12 protein-coding genes, 1 tRNA gene and 1 pseudogene are annotated in these 14,443 nt (G+C 67.3%); 9 read left to right on the top strand and 5 right to left on the bottom strand.

Annotation, left to right across the window (positions count from 1 at the left end; all coding sequences use genetic code 11):
- Positions 1-13: 13 nt before the first annotated feature.
- Both ASF34_RS11935 and ftsE read right to left on the bottom strand, forming a co-directional pair.
- A complete protein-coding gene (locus ASF34_RS11935) occupies positions 14-946 on the bottom strand; it encodes a cell division protein FtsX (RefSeq protein ID WP_056140957.1) in 933 nt (310 codons plus the stop codon).
- A 35-nt stretch (positions 947-981) separates the two neighbouring features.
- The gene (gene ftsE, locus ASF34_RS11930; protein ID WP_018045475.1) at positions 982-1,680 is read right to left on the bottom strand and encodes a cell division ATP-binding protein FtsE; all 699 of its coding nucleotides are present in this window, start codon (positions 1,678-1,680) and stop codon (positions 982-984) included.
- A 157-nt stretch (positions 1,681-1,837) separates the two neighbouring features.
- Here ftsE and ASF34_RS11925 point away from each other — a divergent pair, with 157 nt between their 5' ends.
- From ASF34_RS11925 to ASF34_RS11900, 6 genes are all read left to right on the top strand, one after another.
- Positions 1,838-2,617: a zinc-ribbon domain-containing protein gene (locus tag ASF34_RS11925; RefSeq protein WP_056161300.1), complete on the top strand. Its 780-nt coding sequence runs from the start codon at positions 1,838-1,840 to the stop codon at positions 2,615-2,617.
- A 70-nt stretch (positions 2,618-2,687) separates the two neighbouring features.
- A complete protein-coding gene (gene hpt / locus ASF34_RS11920; RefSeq protein ID WP_056140962.1) occupies positions 2,688-3,257 on the top strand; it encodes a hypoxanthine phosphoribosyltransferase in 570 nt (189 codons plus the stop codon).
- A gap of 174 nt (positions 3,258-3,431) precedes the next feature.
- Positions 3,432-3,797 carry a response regulator gene (locus ASF34_RS11915; protein ID WP_056140965.1) on the top strand — a complete coding sequence of 122 codons (366 nt, stop codon included), beginning with the start codon at positions 3,432-3,434 and terminating at the stop codon, positions 3,795-3,797.
- 96 nt (positions 3,798-3,893) lie between these two features.
- Complete coding sequence (locus ASF34_RS11910) at positions 3,894-5,099, top strand: SMP-30/gluconolactonase/LRE family protein (protein WP_056161298.1); 1,206 nt, start codon at positions 3,894-3,896, stop codon at positions 5,097-5,099.
- A 65-nt stretch (positions 5,100-5,164) separates the two neighbouring features.
- Entirely contained in the window at positions 5,165-6,136 is a 972-nt protein-coding gene (locus tag ASF34_RS11905) for an SMP-30/gluconolactonase/LRE family protein (RefSeq protein WP_056161296.1), read from the top strand.
- Positions 6,137-6,167: 31 nt separating this feature from the next.
- Complete coding sequence (locus tag ASF34_RS11900) at positions 6,168-7,358, top strand: L-dopachrome tautomerase-related protein (RefSeq protein ID WP_056161294.1); 1,191 nt, start codon at positions 6,168-6,170, stop codon at positions 7,356-7,358.
- Between the two features lie 26 nt (positions 7,359-7,384).
- Here the strand turns inward: ASF34_RS11900 and ASF34_RS11895 are convergent, their stop codons facing one another.
- The 3 genes from ASF34_RS11895 to ASF34_RS11885 all read right to left on the bottom strand — a co-directional run bounded on the left by ASF34_RS11895 (position 7,385) and on the right by ASF34_RS11885 (position 10,304).
- On the bottom strand, positions 7,385-8,728 hold the full coding sequence (locus ASF34_RS11895; RefSeq protein WP_056161292.1) for an ATP-binding response regulator: 1,344 nt from the start codon (positions 8,726-8,728) through the stop codon (positions 7,385-7,387).
- A complete protein-coding gene (locus tag ASF34_RS11890; protein WP_056161291.1) occupies positions 8,725-9,876 on the bottom strand; it encodes an FIST N-terminal domain-containing protein in 1,152 nt (383 codons plus the stop codon). The genes ASF34_RS11895 and ASF34_RS11890 overlap by 4 nt, the downstream gene beginning before the upstream one ends.
- Positions 9,877-10,010: 134 nt before the next feature.
- Positions 10,011-10,304, bottom strand: a complete 294-nt coding sequence (locus ASF34_RS11885; protein ID WP_338011532.1) for a hypothetical protein — start codon at positions 10,302-10,304, stop codon at positions 10,011-10,013.
- Between the two features lie 185 nt (positions 10,305-10,489).
- On the opposite strand from ASF34_RS11885, the gene htpG reads away from it, so the two are divergent.
- The 3 genes and pseudogenes from htpG (at position 10,490) to ASF34_RS11870 (ending at position 14,375) form a co-directional block, all read left to right on the top strand.
- Positions 10,490-12,322 (top strand): molecular chaperone HtpG, encoded by a 1,833-nt coding sequence (htpG, locus tag ASF34_RS11880; protein ID WP_056161287.1) that lies wholly within the window; start codon positions 10,490-10,492, stop codon positions 12,320-12,322.
- Between the two features lie 100 nt (positions 12,323-12,422).
- A tRNA-Ser gene (locus ASF34_RS11875) sits at positions 12,423-12,512 on the top strand.
- Between the two features lie 628 nt (positions 12,513-13,140).
- A pseudogene (locus tag ASF34_RS11870) lies at positions 13,141-14,375 on the top strand (IS256 family transposase).
- Positions 14,376-14,443 lie beyond the last annotated feature (68 nt).

Here is a 14,443-nt window from a genome sequence, read left to right as displayed (position 1 = left end):
CGAGAACCCAGCTTCAGCGCAGGAATCGTCTGACCGTGAGCCGCGAAACGATACCGGTCACCACGGAGGCGATCACGCCGATGAGCAGGACGGCGGCGTAGCCACGCCAACCGATATGGAAGGCGCCGAACAGCGCCTCGATCTCGTCTCCGGCCGGCCCCGATCGCCAGAGCCGGGCGAGCAGTCCCGCTAGCGCGAAGACCGCAAGTGCCAGGCACGAGCCGATGACGCCTCCGCGTAGGCCGAGGCCGAAGAAGCGGCGCTGGAAGGCGCGGGCAATGAAATCGTCGTTCGCGCCGACGAAGTGCAGCACCTCCACCACTTCCCGGTTGCCGGCCATGGCGCCGCGCGTGGCGAACACGACCGCGAGCCCGGTGGCGATCAGGACGAGGGCGACGATGCCGACGCCGACACCGACGAAGGTGTTGGCCATGGTCGAGAGCCGCTGAAGCCATAGGGCATGGTCGTCGAGGCTCGCCACCCCCGGCAGTGCTTCGCCGAGCGCGCCCCGGAGTCCTTTCAGATCCGGCGCGGGGGAATCCGCGAGTTTCAGGGTCACGAGCCGCGGAACCGGCAGGTCGGAAAGATCGAGGCCGCTGCCGAGCCAGGGCTCGAGTAGGCGTTCGGCTTCCGCCTTCGAAAAGATCCGCGTCGTGGCGATTCCGGGCGTCGCCTTTGCCAGCGCATCGGCCTTGGCCACATCGGCATCGATATCGCGACCGGCGCTCGGCCTCACCTGAATCGTCACCTCCTGCGCAACGCTGCCCTGCCACTGATCGGCGCTGGAGGCGACGATCTCGGCCGCCCCGGCGCAAAGAGCCGCCAGGAAAGTCAGGATCGCGATGACGGCCGCGAGCGCCCGGCTCGCGGCCGAGTCGGTGGGGACGAGGGGAGCGTTGCGTCGCAGGGTCGCCGGAAGGGCTTCCTGGTCGGTAGCGATGGGCATCGAGGGATGCGGCGGTGGGCTTGCCTGACGACCCATCAGTGTTCGATCTGCAGCCGGCCCTGACCCAGGACGAGCCGGGGGGCGTCGACGAGGTCCATCAGGGCGAAGTCGTGGGTGGCGATCAGGACGGAGGTTCCGAGCCGATTGAGTTCGATGAATAGCCGCAGCAGCCGCCGGCCGAGACCGGGATCGACGTTGCCGGTTGGTTCATCGGCGAGGAGAAGGTCCGGCCGCGCGATGAGCGCCCGGGCGATCGCCGCGCGCTGCTTTTCGCCGCCCGACAGAAGCGGCGGGAGGACGTGCATGCGCTCGCCGAGACCGACCCAACGCAGGAGTTCGACCACCTCGGCACGGTAGCTCGTCTCCGACCTGCCCTGGACGCGCAGCGGCAGGGCGACGTTCTCGTAAGTGGTGAGGTGGTCGAGCAGCCGGAAATCCTGGAATACGATGCCCATCCGCCGGCGCAAACCGGTGAGCGCCTCGTTGGAGATGTCGCTGACTTCCTCTCCGAACACCGAGACCAGCCCCCGCGTCGGCCGGACCGAGAGAAGGATCAGGCGCAGCAGGGTGGTCTTTCCCGCGCCGGAGGGACCGGTGAGAAACTGGAACGAACGCGGGGCGATCTGGAAGCTCACGTCGCTCAGCACTTCCGGCCCGAGGCCGTAGCGCATGCCGACATTTTCGAACTGGACCACGGGCTCCTCGACGCCCGACAGGAGGCTGTCAGCGGTCACGCGAGATGCCCGGATCCGTTGATGCCTGATTCTGCTGACAAGCCTGCGCTCCCATTCTGCCGCTTCACGGAGGATTAACCGCTCTTGGCGATGATGGTGTGAGTCTTTTTCACCGAACCGGCAACCGCCGATCGAGAATTCGAGGCGTCGATTCGCCATGCTGATCGTATGCCCGGCCTGCGCAAGCGAATACGACATCGCCACCGACAGGGTCGGCGTCGAAGGCCGCTCGGTGCGCTGCGCCGCCTGTCGCGAGACTTGGTTCATCTCACCCGATGAGGTCGCTGCTGCTCTCGCCGAGGAGATGGCCGAGATTCAGGCGGCGATGGGCTCGGTGGAGGGGCGCGGGGAAGCGCAGGCCGATCTCGATGCATGGGAAGCGGCACTGGCCGAGGAGGCCCAGGCCGCAGCGGTGGATCCGATGCCGGAGGAGAAGCCGGTCCGCAAGCCCCGCGGGCGCACGCCCCCTCCGAAACGATGGGGCGCTATGTCGCCGGTCGCCGCCTTCGGGCTCGCTTTGCTGGCGGGCATACCCTTGGCGCTACTTGCCCGCAGCACCGTGGTGCGGGCCATGCCCCAGAGCGCTGCACTTTATGCCGGGATCGGCATGCCCGTGAACCTGCGCGGCATCGAGATCCGCGATCTTTCGGCCTTCCAGACCCAGGGCGAGGGCGCCGCGTCCCAACTCGTCGTCGAGGGCGACGTGGTCGGCGTGGCGGGCAACCCCGTCCCGGTGCCGCCGATCGAAGTCGAGGTGCGCGATGCGCAGGACCAGACCATCTACCGCTGGACCGTGGCGCCGCCGCGCTCCAGCCTCGAGGATCGCGAGACGGCCCGGTTCAGGGCAAGCTTGTCGGCGCCGCCGGCGCAGGGGCGCACGATCAAGGTCGGGTTCGCACCGGAGCGCGGTGTGCCGGAGACGGATCTCGGTCATTGACACCGGACGTTGCCTCTCGCGCAGGGCAAAAAACGGTGCCACCCGCGCCCGCTCGTGGTAGAGAGATCGTATGACCAGCCCGACCCGACGCGTGCGCGTCCTCTTCGACGAAACCGCCATCGCGAACCGCAACGAGGAGCTGGCCGCGGCCATCGTCGCGGCCAAGCCCGAGAACCTCCTCGTCGTGGCGGTTCTCAAGGGAAGCTTCATGTTCGCAGCCGACCTGCTGAGGGCGCTGCACCGGTCCGGCCTGTCACCGCAGGTGGAGTTCGTCCACCTGTCGAGCTATCGCAGCGGCACGGTTTCCTCGGGACAGGTAGAGATCCTGCGCGACGTCGAGAGTGAGGTTCGCGGCCGCGACGTCCTCCTGGTGGACGATATCCTGGAATCCGGACGCACCGTCGTCTTCGCCAAGGACCTGCTCATGGCGCGTGGCGCCAAGCGGGTCCTGACTGCCGTCCTGCTCGAGAAGCCGGGCAAGCGGGCGGTGACCATCGATGCCGATTTCGTCGGATTCACCTGCCCCGATGTGTTCGTGGTCGGCTACGGGATGGATGTCGCCCACGAATATCGTCAGCTCCCCTTCGTCGGCCTGGTCGACCACGTGAGCAGCGAGCCGGACCTGTTCGGCGGCACCTGAGCCCGTCCTGCAGGCACGCGAAGCTGACGATCAGGCACAGCCGTGGCTTTAGGGCGACAATTGCGCGCGGTCGGGTTACGCAGGACATTTGCATATCATTTGATGCAAAGCGGCCCTTGACATCGAAGCTGAGTAAAAGCGCAGTCTGGACGATCCAGCAGAGACAAAGAGTTGATGGCACGAATCCTCCTCGTTGACGATGAAGAGCCCGTGCGTGGCTTCCTGAAACGGGGCCTGGAAATCGACGGGCATTCCGTCGTGACGGCGTCGGATGGGAGCGACGGGCTCGATCGGCTGATGGAGGCTGATGGCGGGTTCGATCTGTTGCTCACCGATATCCGTATGCCGCTGATGGACGGGATCGCCCTCGCTCTCGCGGCCAAGCGCGATTTTCCCGACCTGACCATCCTCCTGATGACGGGGTTCGCAGACCAGCGCGAGCGGGCCCGTGGCCTCGACGCCATCGTCACCGATGTGCTGACGAAGCCCTTCTCCCTGGCCGACCTGCGCTCGACGGTGAAACGCGCGCTCGCCGCCTGAACGGGCCGCACGTCCGCGAAATTTCGATGAAGCTTGGCCGCCGGTCATTGCGTTGCCGAAGGGAGTGATTCCTCCTTTTCTCGCGACGAGTGCCCCATGACGTCATCGACGACGACCCGCGCCGCCCTGGCCGCGCTGCTTCTCTCCGGCACGATCGCCACCGGGGCCGCTGCGGCTGAAGCCCAGCCGGGTCCCGCCGCCGGCACACTCACCAAGGTCGCCAGCTTCGAGCATCAGGTCACCGGCGTCACCGTCTCCAAGGATGGTCGCGTGTTCGTCAACTTCCCACGCTGGACCGAAGACAGCGCCGTCTCCGTCGCCGAGGTAAAAGACGGCCGGATCACACCTTTTCCCGACGCCGAGTGGAACGCCTGGCGCAATGCGCGCAAGGACGATGTCTCGGCTGGGGACCATTGGATCTGCGTCCAGAGTGTGGTGGCGAGCCCTGACGGTAATCTCTGGGTGCTCGATCCGGCCGCGCCCGGCATGGCGGCGGTGGTGAAGAACGGGCCGAAGCTCGTGGAGATCGACCTCAAGACCAACAGGCCCGCCCGCACCATCGCCTTCGACGAGGCCGTGGCCCCTCAGGGTTCCTACCTCAACGACGTGCGCTTTTCGCCGGATGGAAAGACCGCCTACATCACCGATTCGGGCGCGAGTGGTGCCCTCGTCGTGGTCGATCTCGCCAGCGGCAAGGCCCGCCGCCTCCTCGACGGAGATCCGACGACCCAGCCCGACAAGACGGTGACCGTGACCTACGAGGGCAGGCCCCTTCGGCGGCCCGATGGACGCGGCGTGGAATTCGCCGCCGACGGCATCGCCCTCTCGCCCGATGGCGACACCCTGTACTGGCAGGCGATCAAGGGGCGGACCCTCTACAGCCTGCCGACATCCGCGCTCACCGGCTGGATGACGTCGTCGCTCGTGCCGGAAGCGCTCAGCGACAGGAGCCTGTCGGGCAAGGTGGAGACGGTGGGCGACAACGGCCCTGCGGACGGCCTCATCATCTCGCGCAAGGATGGGCGGATGTACGTCACCTCGCCCCAGGATGACTCGATCAAGGTCCGCGACCTGTCCGCGAAGGGCTCTGCCCTCACGACCCTGATCCAGGACAAGCGCCTGCGCTGGCCCGACACTTTCGCCGAGGGACCGGACGGCACCCTCTACGTGACGACCTCTCGCATCCAGGATTCGGCCTTCTACAAGCCCGACGCACCGGCGGCCCTGCCCACCGACCTGTGGAGCATCAAGCCCCCGGCGAGCGATGCCACCGGATCGACGACGATCCCAGCCGCCCGCTGAGACCGAAGGCCCGGTCGGTCGGCGAGACCGGCCGGGCATTCCCGCCCTCCCCTGCGAGCTTTCCCATGCGCCGACGCGACATCCTCTGCGGCCTCGCCGCATCCGGTCTCTGGAACGGTCACGCCTCGGCGGCTCCGATCCTCCGGTCAGACGATCCCCGGTTCGCCGAACTGGTCGATCCGTCCGCCCGGCCGATGCCCCTCTACCGCGAGGGTCGGTGGTGCGAAGGCTTGTGCTGGGCGCCGCATCTCGGGGGCCTCATCGTCAGCGACGTGCGGTCGAACCGCATGCTGGTAATCGGGGAAAACGGCGAGGTGAAGCCGTTTCGCGATCCCTCCAACAACGCCAACGGCAACATCCTCGATGCGAAGGGGCGCCTCGTCACCTGCGAGCACCGGACCCGTCGCGTCGTCCGCCGCGACCCCGACGGGACGATGACCGTGCTGGCGGATTCCTACGACGGCAAGCCCCTGAACTCACCCAACGACGCGGCGCTCGCGCCCGACGGAGCGATCTGGTTCACCGATCCCGTCTTCGGCATCACCGTGCCGGATGAAGGCATTCAGGCGGTGCCGGCCCAATCCGCGAGGCGGGTCTACCGGATCGATCCGGCCGGTGAAGTCCAGGGCATGACAGATGCCGTCGGCCAGCCCAACGGCATCGCCTTCGCGCCGGACGGCCACACGCTCTACGTCACCGAGACCAGTGCCGCCCTCGACAATGCGGAGGGCGCCCGGGCCATCCTCGCCTTCCCGGTGGAGGATCGGCGCCTCGGCAAGCCACGGGTCGTCGCCTCGCTCGATGCCGGCGCTCCGGACGGTCTCGCCATTGATGAGGCCGGGCGGATCTATGCGGCCTGTGCCGACGGCGTGCGCATCTACCTACCCGACGGGACGCTGCTCGGCCGGATCGCCACGGCGACGCCGGCCTCCAACGTCGAGTTCGGTGGGGCGGACGGGCATCGCCTCTTCATCTCGGCCGGCTCCGTGGTGGCCGCGATCGATCTCAAGGTCCGGGGCGCGGCGAAAGCCGGCTGACCAACGTCATTTCTTCAGGATTGCAGCATCAATGACTTTCGCACGACGTGACATGCTGGCGGCCGGCCTCGCCGGATTTGCCTGCCTGAGCAGCCAGGCCTCTGCAGCTGAGGGAGGCTCCCCCCCTACGGCATCCGGCAAGACGGTCGCCAGCGATCCAGGGGTGCCGGGACTTGAACTCGCCATGGCGGCGGATGCGCCCTCGAACCCCACTGGCCTCACTCTGTCGCGGAGCGGCCGCATCTTCGTGATGATGCCGCGCTTTAACGCCAAGGTGCCCTTCACCCTCGGCGAAGTCATGCCGGATGGGAGCGTGACGCCCTATCCCGACGAGACCACCAACCAGCCCGATGCCACACACGCCCAGACCCGCCTGCTGCATGTCCCCAATGGCGTAATGGACCGGGACGACACGCTCTGGGTCCTCGATGCCGGACTGCCGGACGGTGCCGGCCCGCCCATGCCGGGCGGTGCCAAGCTCGTCCAGATCGATCTCGCCGGAAACCGCATCGTCCGCGTGGTTCCGCTGGAGGCCGGCATCACCGCGACCTCCTCGCTCAACGACCTGCGGATCGATATCCGCGACGACCGGGCGGTGGCCTTCATCACCGACCAGGGCCAGGACGGGCACGGCGCGATCCTGGCGGTGGATCTCGCCAGCGGCCGCGTCGTCCGGCGCCTCGCCGAGCATGCCAGCACCGAATCCCAGAAGGGCATCGTCAAGGTCGTCGAGAACCGCCAGATCCTGCAGCGCAAGGCGGAGGGACCGCCGCGCCCGGTGCAGGGTGGCGCCAACGGCATCGCCCTGAGCCCGGACGGCCGCCGCCTCTACTACGCGCCACTCATGGGCCGGCGGCTCTATGCGGTGGAGACCGCCTCGCTCCTCGACCCGGCGGTGTCCGATGCCGAGGTCGCCGCCGCCGTCGAGGATCTCGGCGAGAAGGGCATGACCGGCGGCCTCATCGCGGATTCCAAGGATCGCGTGTATCTCGCCCTGCAGGAGCACAATGCGGTCGGCCGGCGCGAAACGGACGGCACCGTCACCATCCTCGCCACCGATCCCCGGCTGATCTGGGCCGACACGTTCTGGATCACCCCCGACCGCTGGCTCTACATCACCGCCGCGCAGGTCAATCGGAGCCCGGACTACAACAACGGCCGCGACATGCGGCAGCCGCCCTACGCCATCCTCCGAATGCGTATCGACGCCGACCCGGCTTGATACGGCGCCCCCGCCCGGTCGTATGATCAGGCGAGCATGTGAGTGAGGAGGGCACGCAGCTGCGCCGGCTTGATCGGTTTGTGCATCAATTCGGCGCCGATCATCGCCACGTCCGCCTCGATCCCGGGCGAATGGTCGGCGGTGGTCACGATGACCGGCAGGGCCGAACGAGCCACGCCGCGCAGGTAGCTCGCGACATCGAGGCCGCAGGCGCCGTGATCGAGGTGATAATCCAGGATCAGTACGTCCGGCGGGGGCTGCCCGGCGGCGACGCGCTCCGCCACACTCGCAAGGTCGCGATGGACGCTGACCTCCGCGTCCCAGTTCTGCAGCAGACGCCTCAGCGCATCGGCGGTGGCCGGGTCGTTCTCGACGATGAGGACGCGCGCCCCGGTCAACCGCGTGGCGATGGGCGCGGGGCCGGCCATGGTCTCGGTCGGGGAGGCGCCGATGGGGACGGACAGGCTGACCCGGGTGCCGTGGCGGAGCCGCGAATCGAGGACGAGGGCATGGTCGAGGGCCGCGGCCATGCGCTGGACGATGGAGAGTCCGAGGCCAAGTCCCGGCTCGCCCTCGTCACCCGCCCCGCCGCCCCGGTAGAATTCCTCGAAGACGAGATGGCGCTCGCTCTCCGCGATGCCGCAGCCGGTATCGATCACCTCGATGCGGCACAGCCGACCACGCCGGCGCGCGGCGATCAGTACGCCGCCCCGGCCAGTATATCGGATCGCGTTGGAAACGAGGTTCTGCAGGATGCGCCGAAGGAGGACCGGGTCGCTGTCCACCCGGATCTCCGGGCAGCGGACCGCGAGGCGCAGGCCCTTGCGTTCGGCCATCGGCATGAAGCTCGCCGCGATCCCGTCGAGCAGATCGCCGAGAGCCACCGGCCGGATGACCGGGCGGACGATGCCGGCATCGAGCTTGGAGATGTCGAGAAGAGTCTTGATCAGGTCCTCGATGGTCTGCAGCCCCCGTTCGACCTGCGCCGACATCGCCAGGGCTTCCGAGCCGAGTGGCATGTCCGACAGGGCGGAGGCCGAGAGGCGCGCTGCGTTCAGCGGCTGCAGCAGGTCGTGCCCGGCGGCGGCGAGGAAACGGGTCTTCGAGCGGTTGGCGGTCTCGGCCTCCTCCTTGGCCGCGACCAACGCGGCGTTTGAGCGCTCCAGGCTGTGCATCAGGCCGGTGAGTTCCTCGGTGCGGGAGCGGACGCGGCCCTCGAGCATGATCGCAGTCTGGAACAGCGAATAGGCGCCCCCCTGCTGGTCCATGGTGCGCTCCACATGCGCCATGAGCGCCGCGTTGATACGCTCCAGCTTGGCGATACGGCGGCTGGCCTCTTCGTCGCCGACGCTGGGAGAGCCGGCTGTCATGAAGCGGCCAGCCGGCCGATGGCGATTCCGGTAAAGGTCTGGTTGAGGTGCATCGCCCGGTACTGCTCGCCATAGGTCTCGAACCCCACCACGTCATAGCGGCGATAGAGGTCGCAGATGCCCTGGCGGACCTGCCGGCTCTCCGCATCGAGGCGGCGCAGGATGCAATCGAAGCCGATGATGAGATCGATCCCCCCGAGTGCCGCTTCGAGACGGGTCAGTTCGCTCCGGGTGGTCTCCACGATGTCGCGCGGCTGGGCCAGGGTGAGGACGACGCCCTCGTCGATGGCGCAGAAGAAGCTCAGGGAGCCATCGGCGTTCATGCGCCGGATCGAGCGGCAGAAATACTCGCCCCCGACCTTCACCGCGAGGGGATAGGCGGCGAAGCTCATCGGCGTCAGCGCTTCCGGGTCGAGCCCCACCGCCATGGCGTATTCGCGGGCGGCGGGCTCGGCGTTCAACTCGTGGACGATGCGCTGCTCGTCGTCGGAGGCCGTGACCACGAACTTCGTGGTCGTCGGCTCGAAATGATCGCTCTTGAAGATCTGGAACGGATAATCCGTCTCCACCAGGACCACCACCGCCGCCCGGCGATGGATCGAGCCTTGGTGGAGCAGCACCGTCTCGCGGAAATTCAGGTCGTCGCCGGCGGATCCGCCGACAAGGGGGATGCCATCGAGCGCCCATGCGATGGCCGAGACCACCGTCTCCTCCGCATTGGCGAGGCCATCGATGAAGGACAGGGCGAAGCGCCGGTTCGGTGCGGCATCGGGGGATTCCGTCTCCAGGATCCGCCGCAGGGCACGGACGGACAAGGCGGTGCGCGTCACGTCGAGATGGTCGATGGCATCGAGGATCGCGGAGACAACGCGAAAACCCTTTTCGGGGAAAGCGACCACCACGAGGCCGCGATCCAGCCCGCCCGCCGGGCAGATGCCGCCCGACATGGTGCATCCGGTGATGGGTGTGCCGGGGAAAGCGCCTGCCAGGGCGGTGTTCAGGTCATCGACGACGTAATCGGGGGAGAAGAAGGCCAGCAGATGCGAGAGACGGGATGGACCGATGCCGGCGGCGACGTCCGCCACCGCCTCGGCCGCCGTCGCGGCAACCGTCCAGGCGGTCCTGATCCCGCACAGATGCCCGCGCATCCGCGTGCCTTCCTTCACCGTCCCGTCCCCTCGGCGTCATGCGTCGGCTTTGCGCCTCGACGTCATGTCGGAGGAGTATGTCGGTGCGTCAGGCCGGGCGCAATGGCGGCGCTCGCAAGCGCCGCCTTTTGGGCTCAATCCACCGTCTTGAGGTCTTTCACCGACACGTCGCCCTGGCGGGACGAGAAGGTCGGCGCGGAGCCGTTGCTCTGGGAGACGCCGCTGATCTGGTGATCGCCGGTATCGTAGGTCGTGCGCTTGCCGTCCGTGTCGATGACGAGCCGGCGCGGGTCGGGGAAGAAGGCGTAGCGCATCCCGTTCTGGCCACCGCTGGTGGAAGGCTGGCCCAGCTCCTGGGGCCACCAGGCCTCGCCGCCAGACATGGGCTTCATCGGCTCCATGGGCTTCATGGGTTCCATAGGCTTCATCGGTTCCATCGTCGTCCTCGAACGTGGTGAGTCAGACACGGCTACGCCCGAGAGCGGACAAGGTTGCATGGACCGGGCGCCTGCCCCCGGCGGCGGCATGACGGACCCGGCTTCTACTTGCCGATATTGAATTTCCGCACCGCAAGGGTCATATCGCGCACCGTTCGATCCCCGGAGGCAAACCCTTGAGCGATACCCTGGAACGGCACGAATTCGGTGCCGAGGTCGGCCGGCTGTTGGACCTCGTGGTTCACGCCCTCTATTCCGACCGCGAAATCTTTCTGCGCGAATTGGTGGCCAACGCCGCCGATGCCATGGACCGGCGTCGCTTCGAGGCGCTGACGCAATCGGTCTCTGCCCCGCCGGCCGACGCGAAGGTCACGATCACCCCCGACAAGACCGCGCGCACGCTGACGATCTCCGATCCCGGCATCGGCATGACCAAGGCCGAACTGGCGCAGAACCTCGGCACCATCGCCCGCTCCGGCACCCGCGCCTTCAGCCAGTCGCTCGGAGACGCGAAGGCCGAGGACAAACCCAGCCTGATCGGCCAGTTCGGCGTCGGCTTCTACTCCGCCTTCATGGTGGCGGACCGTGTCACCGTCACCTCGCGCCGCGCCGGCTCCGACGAATCCTGGACCTGGGCTTCGGACGGCCAGGGCAGCTACACCCTGGAACAGGCGACCCGCGACGAGCCGGGCACCGACATCGTCCTCCATCTCAAGGAGGACGCCGACGAGTATCTGGAGAGCTATCGCCTCGACCACGTCGTGCGCAAATGGGCCGACCACATCACCGTGCCGGTGGCCATCGTCTCCGAGGGCAAGACCGAGATCGCGAACCAGGGCACGGCCCTGTGGCGCAAGTCGAAATCCGAGGTCACCCCGGAGCAGTACACCGAGTTCTACCGCCATGTAGGCATGAATTTCGACGAGCCCTGGGCGACCCTGCACTGGCGGGCGGAGGGGGCGCTCGAATTCTCGGCCCTGCTGTTCATTCCCGGCATGAAGCCGTTCCAGGCGGTTGAGGGGGAGCGCGCGAGCAAGGTTCGGCTTCACGTCCGGCGCATGTTTATTACCGATGAGGCCGAATTGCTGCCGACCTGGCTGCGCTTCGTTCAGGGCGTGGTCGACACCGAGGACCTGCCCCTCAACGTGTCTCGCGAGATGCTGCAGGCGACGCCGGTCCTCACCAAGATCCGTCGCGCCGTCACCGGTCGCGTCCTCTCCGAACTCGGTACCCGAGCCAAGGATGCGGAGGGCTACCAGTCCTTCTGGGAGAATTTCGGCCCCGTCCTAAAAGAGGGCATCTACGAGGATTACGAGCGCCGGGGCGAGATCGCTCCGCTCCTGCGCTTCCGCTCCTCGGCGGTGGAAGGCTGGACCTCCCTGCCCGATTACGTCTCGCGCATGAAGGACGGCCAGGAGGCGATCTATTACCTCGTGGCCGACGATGCCGACGCCCTGGCCTCCTCGCCGCAGCTCGAGGGGTTCCGCGCCCGTGGCGTCGAGGTGCTGTTGCTCTCCGACCATGTCGACGCGTTCTGGCCGGAGCAGCTCGGCCGGTTCGAGGAGAAGCCCCTGCGTTCGGTGACCCAGGGCGGCCTCGACCTTTCGAAGATCGCCGCCACCGAGGAAACCGGCGAGGCACCCGCCTCCGTCGAGTCCCTCGTCGCCGCCCTCAAGGCGGCACTGGCCAAGGATGTGGCCGACGTGCGCGCCACCGAGCGGCTGGTGGAGAGTGCCGTGGTGCTCTCGGCCTCGGGCAGCGGGCCCGACCTGCAGATGCAGCGCCTGTTGCGCCGGGCCGGGCGAGGAGCCGGCGGATTGCCGATCCTCGAGATCAATCCGCGCCACCCGCTGATCGCTTCCCTCGCGGCGAAGGCCGAGGCCGGGGAGGACGTGACGGAGCCCGCCGGCACCCTTGTCGACCTCGCCCGCATTCAGGACGGCGACACTCCACGCGACCCCGTCGCCTTCGCCCGCAAGGTCGCCGCGGCCCTGGCCTCCGGCGGCTGACCCCGCGACGTTCGACGGGAGCGCATTCTTTGTGCGCTCACGACTTGTGATGTCGACCGAACTCGTGTTAACGAGCTTCCGTCTCATCGAGGCGCCCCGCGGAGAGGTGGCAGAGCGGTTGATTGTACCGCACTCGAAATGCGGCATGGGTGCAAGCCCATCGGGGGTTCGAATCCCCCCCTCTCCGCCATTTGAATAAGCCAAACCATTGTAGCTGTTGCGGAATTTGGCCTGACGACCGGCGACCACCGCCAATTTACCCCACATTTTGTATCGGCTTGTGTCGGTTAAAGCTGGATCGCGCTGGACTTCGTCTCGCGCGCGCGAGGCCGATCGCTTGGGGTGCATGGCGGCCTTTCGATCAACGCGACTTTTTTGCCCAGAGGCACTGATCCCCGTCCGAGAGGATGCGGTTGAATAGCGGGCCACCGCGTAAGGCGCGAGGCGAAGTCAGATTCGCATAGCCACCTTCTTCACTGCTAACACGCAATTCAAAGATTCTTACGTTTTGCGTCAGCGAGGAGCTGCGTTTAGATCACTCGATGCCCAAGACGCGACCCTGATGAGGGGTTGGAACGGTGTTATCGGCGCCAACGACGAAGTCTAATATCTTATACCGGTCGTGTCCCAGGGTGTGGTGTAGCTTCAGGGTGGTCATCGGCGGTTGCCGGGTAGGGTCGGGTTGCGACGACCAACCCCGAACCCGAGAGAACCCCCTGGTCGTGTCCCAGGGTGTGGTGTAGCTTCAGGGTGGTCATCGGCGGTTGCCGGGTAGGGTCGGGTTGCGACGACCAACCCCGAACCCGAGAGAACCCCCGATGACCGACGAGATGATGACCCTGCGCGGGCTGATGGAGAAGAGTGCCGACGCTGATCTGCTGCGGGAGATGATCGGCTTTGCCGCCGAGCGGCTGATGGAGTTGGAGGTGGGCGGCCTGACTGGGGCGGCTCACGGCGAGAAGAGCGCCGAGCGGCTGGTGCAGCGCAACGGCTACCGCGACCGGGACTGGCAGACCCGGGCCGGCACTGTGGAACTGCGTATCCCGAAGCTGCGCAAGGGCAGCTACTTGCCCGGCTTCTTGGAGCCGCGGCGGATGGCCGAGAAGGCGCTCACGGCGGTGATCCAGGAGGCCTACATCCAGGGCATCTCGACCCGGTCCGTCGATGATCTCGTTCAGGCGATGGGTGGGACGGGCGTCTCGAAGAGCCAGGTCAGCCGGCTGTGCCAGGAGATCGACGAGCGGGTCGGTGCATTCCTCGACCGGCCCATCGAGGGCGAGTGGCCTTATCTCTGGATCGACGCGACCTACGTGAAGGTGCGCCAGGACGGCCGCATCCAGGGTCCCCATCGCACATGTGCGACGGGAGCCCGGTCTCGGTCGCCGTCATCGTGGCGGTCGGCGTGAACGCCGACGGCCGGCGCGAGGTGCTCGGCATGGACGTCGGCCCGTCCGAGGCCGAGACGTTCTGGACCACGTTCCTGCGCAAACTCGCCCGGCGCGGTCTGCGCGGGGTCAAGCTCGTGGTCTCGGATGCGCACGAAGGCATCAAGGCCTCCGTCGCCAAGGTGATGAACGCGACCTGGCAGCGGTGCCGGGTCCACTTTATGCGCAACGTGCTGGCCCACGCCGGCCGCTCGGGCCGTCGGGTCGTCTCGGCCTTCATCGCCACCGCGTTCGCCCAGGACGACGCAGAGGCCGCCAAGGTCCAGTGGCGCAAGATCGCCGACCAACTCCGGCCCAAGGTGCCCAAGCTCGCCGCCCTGATGGACGCGGCCGAGCCCGATGTGCTGGCCTATATGGGCTTTCCGGCCGTCCACCGGGTCAAGCTCCACTCCACGAACCCGTTGGAGCGCCTCAACGGCGAAAGTAAACGCCGCACCGAAGTCGTCGGCATCTTCCCCAACGAGGCCGCCATCACACGCCTCGTCGGCGCGATCCTGCTCGAACAGAACGACGAGTGGGCCGTGCAACGGGCCCGCTACATGACGCTGGAAAGCATCGCCCCGATCGGCGATGATCCTCTCGTCAGCCTGCCGACCCTGGCAGCCTGATCAAACCACCGGCCCTACCGGTGATCGGGGTGGCTCTATGAAGCTACACCACGCCAGGGGACACGACC

This window comes from Methylobacterium sp. Leaf106, from assembly GCF_001422895.1.
In the GTDB taxonomy this organism is placed as follows: domain Bacteria; phylum Pseudomonadota; class Alphaproteobacteria; order Rhizobiales; family Beijerinckiaceae; genus Methylobacterium; species Methylobacterium bullatum.
The sequence above is the reverse complement of the archived record's forward strand: the minus strand, read 5'-3'. Positions and strand labels throughout refer to the sequence as shown.